At 70.1% G+C, this 13,258-nt stretch carries 14 protein-coding genes and 1 pseudogene; 7 read left to right on the plus strand and 8 right to left on the minus strand.

Annotation, left to right across the window (positions count from 1 at the left end):
* Positions 1-33: 33 nt before the first annotated feature.
* From AB0E78_RS30570 to AB0E78_RS30590, 5 genes are read left to right on the plus strand one after another with little or no spacing between them, the layout of a single operon-like run.
* Positions 34-825 carry an ABC transporter ATP-binding protein gene (locus AB0E78_RS30570; RefSeq protein WP_361839123.1) on the plus strand — a complete coding sequence of 264 codons (792 nt, stop codon included), beginning with the start codon at positions 34-36 and terminating at the stop codon, positions 823-825.
* Positions 812-1,732: an ABC transporter permease gene (locus tag AB0E78_RS30575; protein WP_361839125.1), complete on the plus strand. Its 921-nt coding sequence runs from the start codon at positions 812-814 to the stop codon at positions 1,730-1,732. The genes AB0E78_RS30570 and AB0E78_RS30575 overlap by 14 nt, the downstream gene beginning before the upstream one ends.
* Positions 1,733-1,738: 6 nt before the next feature.
* Positions 1,739-2,500 carry a sirohydrochlorin chelatase gene (locus AB0E78_RS30580; protein WP_361839128.1) on the plus strand — a complete coding sequence of 254 codons (762 nt, stop codon included), beginning with the start codon at positions 1,739-1,741 and terminating at the stop codon, positions 2,498-2,500.
* Positions 2,501-2,511: 11 nt separating this feature from the next.
* A complete protein-coding gene (locus AB0E78_RS30585) occupies positions 2,512-3,369 on the plus strand; it encodes a hypothetical protein (RefSeq protein WP_361839131.1) in 858 nt (285 codons plus the stop codon).
* 47 nt (positions 3,370-3,416) lie between these two features.
* A complete protein-coding gene (locus tag AB0E78_RS30590; protein WP_361839133.1) occupies positions 3,417-3,926 on the plus strand; it encodes a GNAT family N-acetyltransferase in 510 nt (169 codons plus the stop codon).
* A gap of 6 nt (positions 3,927-3,932) precedes the next feature.
* Here AB0E78_RS30590 and AB0E78_RS30595 read toward each other — a convergent pair whose 3' ends face one another.
* From AB0E78_RS30595 to AB0E78_RS30615, 5 genes are all read right to left on the minus strand, one after another.
* The gene (locus AB0E78_RS30595; RefSeq protein ID WP_361839136.1) at positions 3,933-4,541 is read right to left on the minus strand and encodes a DsbA family protein; all 609 of its coding nucleotides are present in this window, start codon (positions 4,539-4,541) and stop codon (positions 3,933-3,935) included.
* Positions 4,542-4,608: 67 nt separating this feature from the next.
* Complete coding sequence (locus tag AB0E78_RS30600) at positions 4,609-5,637, minus strand: 2-dehydropantoate 2-reductase N-terminal domain-containing protein (RefSeq protein WP_361839138.1); 1,029 nt, start codon at positions 5,635-5,637, stop codon at positions 4,609-4,611.
* Positions 5,638-5,669: 32 nt separating this feature from the next.
* Positions 5,670-6,053: a DUF4440 domain-containing protein gene (locus AB0E78_RS30605; RefSeq protein WP_361839141.1), complete on the minus strand. Its 384-nt coding sequence runs from the start codon at positions 6,051-6,053 to the stop codon at positions 5,670-5,672.
* Entirely contained in the window at positions 6,046-6,609 is a 564-nt protein-coding gene (locus AB0E78_RS30610; RefSeq protein WP_361839144.1) for a DUF1697 domain-containing protein, read from the minus strand. The genes AB0E78_RS30605 and AB0E78_RS30610 overlap by 8 nt, the downstream gene beginning before the upstream one ends.
* A 66-nt stretch (positions 6,610-6,675) precedes the next feature.
* Positions 6,676-7,884 carry a S8 family serine peptidase gene (locus AB0E78_RS30615; protein ID WP_361839147.1) on the minus strand — a complete coding sequence of 403 codons (1,209 nt, stop codon included), beginning with the start codon at positions 7,882-7,884 and terminating at the stop codon, positions 6,676-6,678.
* Positions 7,885-8,222: 338 nt separating this feature from the next.
* Here AB0E78_RS30615 and AB0E78_RS30620 point away from each other — a divergent pair.
* Positions 8,223-8,929 (plus strand): annotated as a pseudogene (locus AB0E78_RS30620) (MMPL family transporter); the annotation flags it as partial.
* A 112-nt stretch (positions 8,930-9,041) separates the two neighbouring features.
* On the opposite strand, the gene AB0E78_RS30625 reads toward AB0E78_RS30620, so the two are convergent.
* The 3 genes from AB0E78_RS30625 to AB0E78_RS30635 form a co-directional block, all read right to left on the minus strand.
* Positions 9,042-10,010, minus strand: a complete 969-nt coding sequence (locus tag AB0E78_RS30625) for a CDP-alcohol phosphatidyltransferase family protein (RefSeq protein ID WP_361839149.1) — start codon at positions 10,008-10,010, stop codon at positions 9,042-9,044.
* A gap of 223 nt (positions 10,011-10,233) precedes the next feature.
* Entirely contained in the window at positions 10,234-11,454 is a 1,221-nt protein-coding gene (mgt, locus tag AB0E78_RS30630) for a macrolide-inactivating glycosyltransferase (RefSeq protein ID WP_361839152.1), read from the minus strand.
* 65 nt (positions 11,455-11,519) lie between these two features.
* Positions 11,520-11,966, minus strand: a complete 447-nt coding sequence (locus tag AB0E78_RS30635) for a MarR family transcriptional regulator (RefSeq protein ID WP_361839155.1) — start codon at positions 11,964-11,966, stop codon at positions 11,520-11,522.
* 183 nt (positions 11,967-12,149) lie between these two features.
* On the opposite strand from AB0E78_RS30635, the gene AB0E78_RS30640 reads away from it, so the two are divergent.
* Positions 12,150-13,258: hypothetical protein (locus tag AB0E78_RS30640; RefSeq protein WP_361839216.1), on the plus strand; the 1,109-nt coding region annotated here is incomplete at its 3' end.

Raw genomic sequence — 13,258 nt, forward strand, 5'->3', positions numbered from 1 at the left:
CGGAATCAGACCAGTTCCCAGGAGGTGACGACCATGGCGACGAGCACCCTCGCCAAGGCGGCGGACGACATCACGGCCGCCCCGCACGCAGCCCGGATCGAGCACGTCTCGAAGTCCTTCGCCACGCCCGCCGGGCAGCAGCTCGTCCTGGACGACATCACGCTCGATGTCGCTCCGGGCGAGTTCGTCACCCTCCTGGGAGCCTCGGGCTGCGGCAAGTCGACGCTGCTCAATCTGGTGGCCGGGCTCGACAAGCCCTCGGCGGGCGACATCGCCACCGACGGCCGCCCCGCCCTGATGTTCCAGGAGCACGCGCTGTTCCCGTGGCTGACCGCGGGCAAGAACATCGAGCTCGCCCTGAAGCTGCGCGGCATCCCGAAGGCCGAGCGGCGCGAGCGCGCCGAGGAGCTCCTCGGTCTCGTACGGCTCCAGGGGGCGTACGGCAAGCGGGTGCACGAGCTGTCCGGCGGCATGCGCCAGCGGGTCGCACTGGCCCGTGCCCTCGCGCAGGACGCCAAGATCCTGCTGATGGACGAGCCGTTCGCGGCACTGGACGCGATCACGCGTGACGTCCTGCACGACGAGCTGACCCGCATCTGGCGCGAGACGAACGTCTCCGTCCTCTTCGTCACGCACAACGTGCGCGAGGCCGTCCGCCTCGCCGAGCGCGTTGTGCTCCTCTCGTCGCGTCCCGGCCGGGTGGCGCACGAGTGGCGCGTCGACATCCCCCACCCGCGCCGCATCGAGGACTCCGCCGTGGCGGAACTGTCCGTCGAGATCACCGAACAACTGCGTGGGGAGATCCGCCGACATGGCCAGCACTGACACCCCGGTCGACAAGGTCACCAAGGCCGACAGGACCGACCGGGACAGCAGCCAGGACCTGGCCGGTCTGGAAGCGGGCCTGGACGCCCTGGACGCGGTCCAGACCCGCCGCACGCCCTTCCGGCAGACCTTCGTCCAGAAGATCCTGCCGCCGGTGACCGCCATCGTGCTGGTCCTGGTGGTGTGGCAGATCCTGGTGTGGGCCAAGGTCACCGACTCCTACAAGCTGCCCGCGCCCTCCGCCGTCTGGCACGAGGTGGAGGACGCCTGGCTCCAGGGCACGCTCCTGGAGTACATCTGGACGTCCGTCTCACGCGGTCTGCTCGGCTTCCTGATGGCACTGGCGATCGGTACGCCGCTCGGCCTGGTCGTGGCCCGGGTCCGTTTCATCCGGGCGGCCATCGGCCCCATCCTCTCGGGGCTCCAGTCGCTGCCGTCGGTGGCGTGGGTGCCCCCGGCCGTGATCTGGCTCGGTCTCAACGACCAGATGATGTACGCGGTGATCCTGCTCGGCGCGGTCCCCTCGATCGCCAACGGCCTGGTCGCGGGCGTCGACCAAGTGCCGCCGCTGTTCCTGCGGGCGGGTCGCACGCTGGGCGCGACGGGCCTGCGCCACACCTGGCACATCGTCATGCCGGCCGCGCTGCCCGGCTACCTGGCGGGCCTGAAGCAGGGCTGGGCGTTCTCCTGGCGCTCGCTGATGGCCGCGGAGATCATCGCGCAGTCCCCCGACCTGGGCATGGGGCTCGGCCAGCTCCTGGAGGCCGGCCGCACGAACAGCAGCATGTCGCAGGTGTTCTTCGCGATCCTGCTCATCCTGATCGTCGGCATCGCCATCGACCTGCTGATCTTCAGCCCGCTGGAGCGGCGCGTGCTGCGCAGCCGCGGACTCCTCGTGAGGAGCTGACCCGCCATGTACGCCCGTCCCGTCCTGCTCGTCGTCGCCCACGGCAGCCGCGATCCGCGGCATGCCGCGACGGTACGCGCCCTGGTGCGCCGGGTGCGGGAGCAGCGGCCGGGGCTGCGGGTGGAGACGGGCTTTCTGGACTTCAACTCGCCCTCGGTCCCCGAGGTCCTGGAGTCCCTGGACGCCGAGGGCGTACGCGATGTGATCGCCCTGCCGCTGCTCCTCACCCGGGCGTTCCACGCGAAGTCCGACATCCCGGCGGTCCTGAGTCAGGCACCGCCCCGGCTCCGCATCCGGCAGGCGGCGGTGCTCGGCCCCTCGCCGCTGCTCCTGACCGCTCTGGACCAGCGGCTGTACGAGGCGGGGCTCACCCCCGCCGACAAGTCCTCGACCGGGGTCGTGCTGGCCTCGGCGGGGTCATCGGACCCGGAGGCGATCGCAGTGATCGCTGAAATCGCGCGGGAGTGGCGGCACACCGGTTGGTGCGCCGTGCGGCCTGCGTTCGCCTCCGCATCTCTGCCCCGCACGGAGGACGCCGTGCGGGAACTGCGCGCCCTGGGGGTGCGCAGGGTGGCGGTGGCGCCCTATGTCATCGCGCCCGGTTTCCTGCCCGACCGCATCGAGCGCGGGGCCGCCGAAGCGGACGTCACGGCCCAAGTCCTGGGCCCCTCGGCTGGGTTGGCGAGGCTTCTGGTGCGCCGCTACGACGAGGCGTGTGCCGAGAACGGTGTGGTCGGGCGTATGGCGCGGGTTCCCGTGCTGGCCTAGTTTGTGGGTTCATGACCCTCTCCAGATCCCGCACGCTCTGGCTGCGGACCGAGCCCCTGCACGCAGTGATCTATTTCGAGGAGCACTGCCGCGACCTGGGCAGGACGCTGGGCCTCAAGGGCTTCTGGATGGGCTATTTCGCGGCGCGCACCGCTCCCATGGGCCCGGTCGAGTCGGGCGCGGCGACGGCCGCGCTCGGTGTCTTCGCCCCCGGCATGGTGGAGCGGGCCCTTCCGTCCGCCTGGCAGTACGTGTCGCCGGGACGGATCGTGGAGGAGCGCGCGGCCTGCACCGCGCGGGCCCTGCGCGCACTGGTCCCGGACATCGACGACCAGGCCGTCGCCCTCTGTCCGCCGCTCGCGGCGATGGTCGAGGACGCCCCGTCGCTGGCCCGCCCGCTGTTCACGGCGAACCGCGACGTGAGCGAGCGGGCAGACCCCGTGCAGCGACTGTGGCAACTGGTCACCTGCGTGCGCGAGTTCAGGGGCGACGCCCATGTCGCCGCGCTCGCCGACCACGGCCTCGACGCCTGCGAGGCGCTGGTGCTCGCCGCCGCCACGGGCCGCGTGGACCAGGACACCATCCGGCACGACCGGGGGTGGGACGAGCAGGAGTGGGCGCACGCGGTGGACCGGCTGCGCGGGCGGGGTCTGGTGGACGGGGACGGACATATCACCGAACGCGGCCGCACGCAGCGGGAGTTGATCGAGGACGACACGGACCGTCTGTCGGCCCGCCTGCTGCGTCCGCTCGCCGCGCGGGACGCGGACACGCTCCTCGCCGCGCTGGAACGTCCGGTACGGCAGATCCTGGCGGCGGACGTCCTCCCCTTCCCCAACCCGATCGGACTGCCGCGGCCCACAGGCTGAGCCAATCCGCTTGCGAAGCGGTTCTCCCAGCACCTACCGTCTCGCCGATGACCCCCGTACTCCGTTCCGAGCGTCTGAGCCTGTCCCCCTATGTCGCCGCCGACGAGGAACAGTTCGTCGCACTTCTCCAGGACGAGGCCGTGGGCCGCTGGTTCGGGGACGGGATGCAGAGCGTGGAGCAGACCCACGCGCTGTTCCGCCGCGTCTTCGACCTCGTGTACGCGGAGAACCAGTTCCCGGTGTGGGCGGTGCGGCACGAGGGGCGCTACATAGGCCATGCGGAGATCAAGCCGTCGCCCGAGAGCTGGCTCGACGGCCACGAGATCGTCTACGGCCTCTTCCGGGGCAGCTGGGGCATGGGCCTGGGCACGGAACTGGCCCGTCTGCTCACCTCGTACGGCCATCAGACCTTGGCGCTGACCGAGGTGCACGCGACCGTGGACGCGGAGAACACGGCCTCCCTCACCATCCTCAAGCGCCTCGGCTTCACCCAGGGCCGCGCGGTCCCGGAGGACAACGGCCGCACCACGCTCCTGATGACCTCGGTGCTCAGCTGAAGGTGCTCAGCTGAAGTCGAGGCCTCCGGTGCGGCTGCGCTTCAGCTCGAAGAAGTCCGGGTGGTTCGCCATCACCCGGAAGCTGTCGAAGAGCCGTACCGCCTCGTCGCCGCGTGGAATCGCCCGCAGCACGGGGCCGAACCAGACGGTGCCGTCGACATGGATCGTCGGCGTGCCGACGTAGGCCCCCTCCTCCGGGTCCTTGCCCGCGTCATGGCTGCGGCGCACCGCGTCGTCGTACGCCGGGTCGTGCGCGGCGTCCGCGAGGGCGGCGGGCAGCCCGGTCTCGGCCAGGGCCTCGGCGATGACCTGGTCGAAGTCCTCGTTCTTGTCCTGGTGGATGCGGGTGCCGAAGGCCGTGTAGAGGTCCCGGAGCACGTCCTCGCCGTGCTGTTCGGCCGCCGCGGCAGCGACGCGGACGGGGCGGATCGACTTGTCGACCAACTCGCGGTACCAGTCGGGCAGTTCGTTGCCGGCGTTGTGGAAGTAGAGGCTCATCACGTGGAAGCGGAGGTCGAGGTCGCGGGCGCGCTCGACCTCAAGGATCCAGCGGGAGGTGATCCAGGCGAAGGGGCAGGCCGGGTCGAAGTAGAAGTCGATGCGGGTCGTCGTCATGCGTCCGACCCTAGTGAGCAAATGGCGTACGTCTCTGGGCCATTCACCCGCCCTGTCGACGGGCCACTTACGAGGGCCTCTCCTGTGCCCTGTCCCCTGCCTGCGCCACGAGCCCCAGCAGTTCGGCCACCGGCATCGACCCGGCAGCGCGCCGCTCCCGCGCGAACGCGTTCGCCACGGTCTGCAAGGCGTCGTTCACTGGCGTCGGCACTCCGTGCAGGCGGCCGAGGAGCGCGATCTCACCGTTGAGGTAGTCCGCCTCGATGGTGCCCGTGCCCCGGCTCAGGCTCTGCCAGGACGAGCCGCCGCCGCGCGCCGAGCCGTCGAGGGGCTCCAGGCGGATGCGGTCGCCGCGGGTTTCCTTCTGCTCCTGTTCGCTCACCGCCTCGATATCGGCGGCGGCGAGCACCGCCTCGCCCTCCGCGCGGGCCCGCCGGTAGAGCGCGACGGCCTCGTCGCCCGAGAGCGGGCCGGTGACCGCCTCGATGGCGTTGGCCAGGTTCGAGAGCAGCTTCCCGTACTTCCAGCGCATCACGTCCGCCACGACGGGCGCGAGCAGCTTCGACTTCTCCAGGTCGGCGGCGACGAGACGGGCGGTGTCGTCCGTGCCCTTCGGGTAGCGGCCGATGTGCAGGATGCCCGTATAGGGGGCACCCGCCGCCGAGACCGAGCCCGGCTCGACATGGGTCGCGGGCAGCCAGACGCACATGCCGTAGACCCGGCGGAAGCGGCGCAGCGCGATGCGCTCGCTCTCCACGCCGTTCTGCGCGCAGACCAGCGGAAGGACCTCGCCCGCCGTCCCGCCACCCGCCACGGGGCGCCCGCTCCAGGCGTCGAGGGCGGCCTCGCCGTCCTGGGTCTTCACGGCGAGGAACAGCACGTCGTCCGGCCTCAACTCGCCGAGTTCGGCAGGCGTTTGGATGACGGGCAGCCGGTGCTCCCGCGTCCCGTCGGACGTGCGCACCCGCAGTCCGCGCTCCCGAACCGCCTCGTAGTGCGCACCCCGCGCGACGAGGACCACGTCATGTCCGCTCTCGGCGAGGCGTCCGCCCACGGTGCCGCCGATCGCCCCTGCTCCGATGATGATGTAGCGCATGGGCCCGAGCCTCGCACATCGCACCGGGAGGATCAGGCTTCCGGCGGGCTCTCCACGCTGAACGGCGTCCCCTGGTGGAACCAGAGCAGCCACTCCCCCTCGCACAGCCGCCACAGCGAACTGCGGTGTGCCCTGCGGCCATTGCTCTCGGTGTCGAAGGTCAGGTGCACGACGTCGTCGGCGAGCTGGACGCCCCGCATCCGGGAGTTCACGATCGGCCGGCCGGTCCGGTGCGTGTTCGCGGCCAGCGCCTTGATGATCGACGCGCGGTCCCAGTGGGTGCCGGACGCGCCGAACTCGGTGAACTCCGGGTGCAACAGCTCCCCGAGCAGCTCGGGCGACGTGCGGACCTCGGGGGCGAGCAGGCGCAGTTCGCCCTCGATGGCCGCTTCGACGGCGGGCGTGCGGTCAGCCATGGTCCAGCTCCTGGGTCAGTTCGACCAGCTTGGCGACGGTGTTCCAGTTGCGGGTGGTGGCGGTGACGCCCTTGAACAGGGCGGGCCTCGCCAGGACTTCGCCGAGCTTGGAGCGGCCGAGGCCGTCCGGCGCGTAGAGGTAGAGCGCGCGGTCGCCGAGCCGGAACTCCTCCGGGAGAAAGGCCGCCTGGTCGATCGCGTCGAGCCGGGACGCGTCGACCGGCTCGGAGTAGTACGTGACGTGCAGTTGCTTGCCCTCGAGTGAGGCGGCGGGGAAGGGGCAGGCGTCGGCGACCGCCTTCAGATAGGCGCCGTCGCGCACCAGGACCTGCACGTCGAAGCCGAAGTGCCGCTCGATGGCCTCGCTCACCCGCGCGGCCAGGGCGTCCTCGTCGGTGGCCTCGCTGGTGAAGACCGCGTTGCCGCTCTGCAGATGGGTGCGTACGTCGCCGAGACCCAGTCCGTCGAGGAGGGGGCGCAACTCCGCCATCGGCAGCTTTCTGCTGCCGCCCACGTTAATGCCGCGCAGGAGCGCCGCGTATGCCTTGACCGTCATCCGCACACCATAGGACGGCCGCCGCGCCCCGTGGGGGTGGGCGCGGCGGCCGTCGGTCCGTGGGTGTTACTCGACGACCTTGAGCAGCTTGTTGGGCGTGCCCTCGCTCGGGTTCGAGATCTTGTCCGGGGTCGCACCGTCGGTCAGCGCCTTGGCGACGGCGTCCGGCTTGGCGTCCGGGTGGGCCGCGACGTAGACGGCTGCGGCGCCCACGACGTGCGGGGTCGCCATCGACGTACCGGAGATGGTGTTGGTGGCCTTGTCATCGGTGTTCCAGTCGGACGTGATGTCCGAGCCCGGAGCGTAGATGTCCACGGCCTTGCCGAAGTTGGAGAAGTCCGACTGCTCGTCGTCCTTGGTGGAGGACGCGACCGTGATGGCCTCCTTCACCCGGGCCGGGGAGCCCTGCGAGGCGTCCGCGGACTCGTTGCCGGCCGCGACCGCGAAGGTGACGCCTGCGGCGATCGCCTTCTGGACCGCGGCGTCCAGCGCCTCGTCGGCGCCGCCGCCCAGGCTCATGTTGGCGACCGACGGGCCCTCGTGGTTCTTGGTGACCCAGTCGATGCCCGCGACGACCTGCTCGGTGGTGCCGGAGCCCTGGTCGTCCAGGACACGGACCGCGACGATCTTCGCCTTCTTGGCGACACCGTGCGCCTCACCGGCGATGGTGCCGGCGACGTGCGTGCCGTGGCCGTTGCCGTCGTCCGCGTTGTCGTCGTTGTCGATGGCGTCGAAGCCGGACTTGGCGCGACCGCCGAAGTCCTTGTGGCTGACGCGGACTCCGGTGTCGATGACGTACGCGGTGGCGCCCTCACCGGCGGCGTCCGGGTACGTGTACTTCTTGTCGGCGGCGGTGTCCGCCTGGTCGATACGGTCCAGGCCCCACGACGGCGGGTTGTCCTGGGTGGCGTCGATGGAGAACTTCTTCGACTGGACGACCTTGCCGACGGCCGGGTCGGCGGCCAGGCGCCTGGCCTCGGTCTCGCTGAGGTCCTTGGCGGAGAAGCCGTTGATCGCGGAGGAGTAGTTCCGCTTGAGCTCGCCGCCGTACTTGTCGGCGAGGTCGGACTTGGCGCCCTTGTCGGCCTTCTCGTCGAGCATCACGATGTAGCTGCCGGAGACGGCGCCCTTGGCGTTGGCCCCGTACACCTTGGCCTCGGCGGGGGTTGCCGCGCCGGCGAACGAGGTGGCGAAGACGGTGACGCCGACCGCGGTGGCAGCGGTGGCTATCGCCGCTACAAGCTTCACCGAGCGGACACGCTTGTGAGTTGCCATGAAGAGGGATCTCCTCGTGGTGATGTGGGGGGATGTGGGGGGTTTCAAAACTTCACTGCAACAGCCCCCGAGATCCGGAAGATCTCCGGGCGTTGGGACGAAACCATGTCTGATTGACGCGCCCAGATCAATACCTACATGCACCTGTGACTTGTTCAACAAGGTTCTGTAATAACAAAAGGGGCCCCCGCCGCCAGATCGGACACCGGGCAGCCCCACCCCCTCAAGTCGACATAGATGTAAGGGGCTTGTGACGGTCGGAGTCCTTCTTGACGCGGAGGGCCCCCGGTCCGGAGGGAGGAGAGCGCGCCCACCCGGTTCACCGGCCAGCACGACGAGGCTCCGATCAAGGAAAGGCCGAGAAGAGCCTCGACCTCCTGCGGGACACGGTGCGACCCGCGACGCTGGGCGAGGTCGACGGGGTCGAGGCACCGGTGACGGGTCAGGTGGCCGGATCGAAGGACTTCAACGACCAGCTCTCGCCGTCGGTCCCGCCGGTCTTCGCGTTCGTGGTGGTCTTCGCGCTCCTGCTGATGCCTACGGAATCCTGGTGATGGTCTTCCAGCACGGTTGGGGCGACTCGCTGGTGGGCGCGGAGGGCGCGGGCGCGATCATCGCGTGGCTGCCGCTGTTCCTGTTCGTGATCCTGTTCGGCCTGTCGATGGACTGCCACGTGTTCGTCGTCTCCCGGATCCGGGAGGCACGGCTTCAGGGACGTACGACGAAGGACGCGATCATCCACGGCGTGGTGACCACGGCGGGTGTCGTGACGAGCGCGGGAGTGATCATGGTCGCCGTCTTCGCGATCTTCGGGACGCTTTCGATGCAGTCCATGAAACAGATGGGCGTCGGCCTCGCGGCGGCGGTCCTGATCGACGCGACGGTGTTCCGCGGGGTCCTGCTCCCGGCCGTGATGGCCCTGCTCGGCGAGCGGAACTGGTACCTGCCGCGGTGGCTGCGGTGGCTGCCGGACCTGACGCATGACGAGTCGGTGACGGAGGGGCAGGTGGCTCCGGCGGTGGAGGCGGAGCAGGTGCGGGCCTGACGAACGCCGGCCGGGCTGGAGATCTCCAGCCCGGCCGGATACTTCCAGCCCGTCCGGCGTTCGAGGACGAACTCGGCGAAGCCGGTGATGCACGGCGCCCCAGGCCGCAGGCCTACACCGCGGCCATGAGCTTGCGCTCCTCGAAGGAATCGATCGTCCGCGTGAAGTCCCGTGTGGACAGCAGCAGCTTGTAGATGATGGCGAGCTCGAAGACCAGCAGCAGCGCACCGGAGACGATCGTCGCGGGCAGCACCACGTCGAAGATCGGGCCGATCATGAAGACGCCCATCTGGAACTCGATGCCGCTCACCAGGTGCGTACGGATCCGGTGGCGCAGCAGGAAGGACCGCGCCCGCAGATACGCGGGGAACTTGCCCCGGAACTCCTGGTGCAGGTCGATGACCTGTCGCTTGGGCGCCAGCTCGGGAGCCTCCGGGGCCTCCGGAACCCCCTGCTCGGACTGCGCCTTCTGCATGTCCTGCTCGATGTCGGCCTCGGGGTTGTCCCGGAGGAGGTCCTCCATGAACGCCAGCTCGGCCTCGTTCTCGGCCCGGCGGGCCGCCCGCATGCGGACCTTGATCTGCTTGCGCATGGTGTGCCGGATCTTGAAGATCTCGAGCCCGTTGATGTAGCGCAGGGTGTCGAGGGCGACCACGGCGACCGCGGCCCAGATGTAGAAGGCATCCCCGGTGCGGTGGAACTGCCCGCCCATCAGGGCCACCGCACACGCCATCACGCGGATGCGGTCGAAGACGAAGTCGAGCCACGCGCCGAAGACCGAGCCGGTGCCGGTGAGGCGGGCCACCTTCCCGTCCATGCAGTCGAGGATGAAGCTGAAGTGATAGACGACCGCACCGGCGACGAGCCACTGCCAGTCACCCAGCGCGAAGAACGCCGCGGAGACGAGCCCCAGCAGGAACGCGCCCCAGGTGATCTGGTTGGGCGTGATCCTGGTCCGCATCGCCGTCCACCGCACGAGCGGCGTGGCGACGGGGTCGACCAGAATCACGGTCCACCACGCATCGCGCTTCTTCTGGGTGATGCGGCGCACCTCGTCGAGGGGCGGTATGTCTCGTCGCATGGGGGTCAACTTCCTGGCGTTCGCGGAACGTTCACCTCACGCTAAGAAGGTATTGGTTCAAGGAACAAGAACCTGACCGTGCAACCTTTGGCCGGGGGTAACGGTCAACCTTTCAGGACGAGTCAATACCTATGCCAGAACCACCCTGCGTTACCTGAGCGTTATCGAATGACAGCCTCGTAACAGAATGCGCCGGGGCGCAACGGAAATGCCTCGCGGATCATCACACTTCACCCCGCCCGGCCGCCTTCGCGAGTTCTTCCTCGATCAGGTCCGCGGCCATCTTCGTGCCACCCTCCCCCGCCATCCCGGCCCGCACCTCGGCGAGGCGCCGCGCCACCTCCGGGTCACCGGCCAGGGCGAGCACCGCTTCCCGCAAGGCCTCCGCGGTGGCCTCCTCCATCGGCAGGTGCCGGGCCACTCCGAGCGCCTGGAGCATGTCCGCGTTGCCGAACTGGTCGACGGCCTGCGGCACCGCGACCATCGGGGTCGCGGTGGCGAGCCCCTCCTGGCTGCCGCCCGCACCGGCGTGCGTGATGAAGGCGTCGGCCTGCTTGAGGACCGCGAGCTGCGGCACCCACTGCCGGACCTCCACGTTCCCGGGGATCTCCCCCAGTTCGCCCGCCTCGACGTGCCTGCCGACCTGGAGCACCACATGCCACCCGGGCAGACCCCCGAAGGCCTCGATGCACGCACGGTAGAAGGCGGGCTGCTTGGTGAAGGACGAGCCGAGCGAGACGAGCAGCACCTTCTCCGCGTCGACGGGACGCCGCCAGTCGCCCTGCGCCGAGCGGTCGCCCTGGCAGGCGCCGACGAACGTGTGCACCGTCTCGTCGACCCGGTCGGCGTTCGGCTGGAGCGCCTTGGGGATCAGGACGAGCGAGCGCGGCGGGCGTCCGACGAAGGGATCGGGGTGCTGCGTGATCCCGTTCCCCTCCAGCCAGGCGTGGAAGCGCGCGTAGTAGGCCTGCCCGCGCACGGTCTCCTTCAGGTCGGCGTACATCGGCTCGGCGACCTCCTCCTCGTATCCGTCCCAGGCGACCAGGTTCGGCGAGAGCGAGATCTCGGGCACGCCCCACCGGCGGGCGAGCACGCGTGCGGGGTAGGAGGTGATGTCGTGCAGGACGAGGTCCGGTTCGTCGCCCTCGTACGCCGCTGCCAGGTGCGGCAGCGTCTCGATCGCCTCGGTGAGGAACGGCTCGATGTTGTCGATCAGTTCGGTCCCCCAGGCCTCCGGGTCGTCGTCCGGGCCCGGCAGCGTCGTCTCGAAGAGGACGGGCTCGGCGCCGGTCTCGGCGACCTTCTCGGCGAAGAGGTGCGGGATCGCGTAGGTGACGCGGTGGCCGCGGGCGACGAGCTCGCGGATCACTTCGAGGCTCGGGTTGACGTGCCCGTGCGCGGCGATCGAGAACATGGCGATGTGGGCACGCTGGCGTGTGGTCATGCCGGAACCCTAAACGAGACGAGACGTCTCGTGCAACTTAAAAGAGGTGCCGGGATTCGCTCGCCCTACTCGACGTCCAGACCGCTCCGCGACGCGGCGTCGTTGTAGCGCAGCAGGCACTCGGCGAACTTCTCCAGGTCCGGCCCGCTCCAGTCCGTGAGCCGCTCCTGGAACGCGACCCGGCGCGCGTCGGTGACCTGCGCGAGCACCTCGATGCCCCGGTCGGTGAGGTGCAGCACGTGCACACGGTGATCGGTCGGGTCGAGCCGCCGCTCCACGAGACCGGACTTCTCCAGCGCGCCCACCTGCCTGCTGATCGTGGACTTGTCCAGCGTGTAGTGCGCGGCGAGGTCCGTGGCCCGGCATCCGCCCTGGTACTCCAGGTGACTCAGGAGCGTGTACGACACGAGCGAGAGCTCGGGGTGCATCCGCGCGGCGGTGGCACGGGCGCGCCGCGCGAACGCCGTCATCTCCCGCTGAATGATCTCGATGGACCCGTCCCGGTCGGCCACGATTTCTCCCTCTCGACGAATGGTTGTACAGTACAACACCGAGATTGAGTGTATAAGCCAACTATTGCGAGAGGTCTTCCGATGACCGCCACCTCGGCGCCCGCCCACAAGGCATCAGCCGGCCCGGCACCCGCCTCCGGACCACTCCGCCATGTCCTCCTCCACCTCGTGACACCCCTGCTGATGTGCCTCGGCATGGGCCTCGCCTACATGGGCGCCTTCGTCACGCCGGAGCCGCACGACATGCCGATCGCCGTCGTCGGATCGGGCGAGCAGACGCAGGCCCTCGCGCAGACCGTCAAGGACAAGGCGGGCGACGCCCTCGACGTACGGACCGTCGGCTCCCGCGCGCAGGCGGTCGACGCACTCAGGTCGATGGACATATCGGGGGCCTACGTCCCCGACGCCGCGCACCCCGAGGTGATCGTGGCCACCGCCGGCTCCGACATGAGCGCCATGGCGGTCGAGAAGATCTTCACGCCCGTCGCTGCGGAGCGGGGCGTCCCCCTGAAGGTCACCGATGTCGCGCCCACCGTCGACGACGACCCCACGGGCCAGGGCCTGTTCTTCCTGCTCGTCGCGGTGAGCATCGGCTCGTACGCGTCCGTGGCGGCGCTGGGTGCCGCGGGCGCCGGAATGCGGATGCGGGCCAGGGCGGGGCTCGTCGTCGGCGTCTCGTTCGCCGTGAGCCTCATCGGCGCCGCTCTCGCCGGGCCCGTCTTCCATCTGGCGCACCAGGGCCTGTGGGGCGTGTGGGCCATGGCGTGGCTGTACGCGGCCGGCATCCTGTTCGTCGGCATCGGGCTGCACACGTTCCTGAAGCGCTGGACGACGCTGACGATGATGCTCCTCTTCGTGATGCTCAACTTCACGTCGTCGGGCGGTCTGTTCAGGCCGGAACTCCAGAACGGCTTCTTCGGCTCGCTGCACGCCTTCTGGAACGGCGCCGGATTCGTCGAGGGCATCCGCAGCCACCTCTACTTCGGCGGCCGGGGCATGGCCCCGCACGTGTGGACGCTGGCCGCGTGGCTGCTGCTCGGCCTGGTCATCACCGGCATCGCGGCGCTCTGGGAACGGCGTCAGCGGGCAGCGGTGGCCGTGCCCGCGACCGGCGGCGAGGCCGGGCACGGGCAGCGGGAGCAGCGGGGGCGGGAAGAGCAGGAGGAGGAGATGGAGGAGTCGGGGGGGGGGGGGGGGGCCCCCCCCCCCCGGCCCCCCCCCCCCGCCCCCCCCGCCCCCCCCCCCAAAGCCGTAGGGGGGAGCCCCGGCCGGGGGCGGGGGGCCCGGCACAC

It is taken from the genome of Streptomyces sp. NPDC032198 (assembly GCF_040636975.1).
Classification (GTDB): Bacteria; Actinomycetota; Actinomycetes; order Streptomycetales; family Streptomycetaceae; genus Streptomyces.

Bases quoted from the DNA above. Each gene is read 5' to 3' on its own strand.
- AB0E78_RS30590 (WP_361839133.1), top strand. From the start codon at position 3,417: ATGACCCCCGTACTCCGTTCCGAGCGTCTGAGCCTGTCCCCCTATGTC.
- AB0E78_RS30610 (WP_361839144.1), bottom strand. From the start codon at position 6,609: ATGACGGTCAAGGCATACGCGGCGCTCCTGCGCGGCATTAACGTGGGC.
- mgt (WP_361839152.1), bottom strand. From the start codon at position 11,454: ATGACCACACGCCAGCGTGCCCACATCGCCATGTTCTCGATCGCCGCG.
- AB0E78_RS30600 (WP_361839138.1), bottom strand. From the start codon at position 5,637: ATGCGCTACATCATCATCGGAGCAGGGGCGATCGGCGGCACCGTGGGC.
- AB0E78_RS30575 (WP_361839125.1), top strand. From the start codon at position 812: ATGGCCAGCACTGACACCCCGGTCGACAAGGTCACCAAGGCCGACAGG.
- AB0E78_RS30585 (WP_361839131.1), top strand. From the start codon at position 2,512: ATGACCCTCTCCAGATCCCGCACGCTCTGGCTGCGGACCGAGCCCCTG.
- AB0E78_RS30605 (WP_361839141.1), bottom strand. From the start codon at position 6,053: ATGGCTGACCGCACGCCCGCCGTCGAAGCGGCCATCGAGGGCGAACTG.
- AB0E78_RS30580 (WP_361839128.1), top strand. From the start codon at position 1,739: ATGTACGCCCGTCCCGTCCTGCTCGTCGTCGCCCACGGCAGCCGCGAT.
- AB0E78_RS30625 (WP_361839149.1), bottom strand. From the start codon at position 10,010: ATGCGACGAGACATACCGCCCCTCGACGAGGTGCGCCGCATCACCCAG.
- AB0E78_RS30570 (WP_361839123.1), top strand. From the start codon at position 34: ATGGCGACGAGCACCCTCGCCAAGGCGGCGGACGACATCACGGCCGCC.
- AB0E78_RS30615 (WP_361839147.1), bottom strand. From the start codon at position 7,884: ATGGCAACTCACAAGCGTGTCCGCTCGGTGAAGCTTGTAGCGGCGATA.
- AB0E78_RS30595 (WP_361839136.1), bottom strand. From the start codon at position 4,541: ATGACGACGACCCGCATCGACTTCTACTTCGACCCGGCCTGCCCCTTC.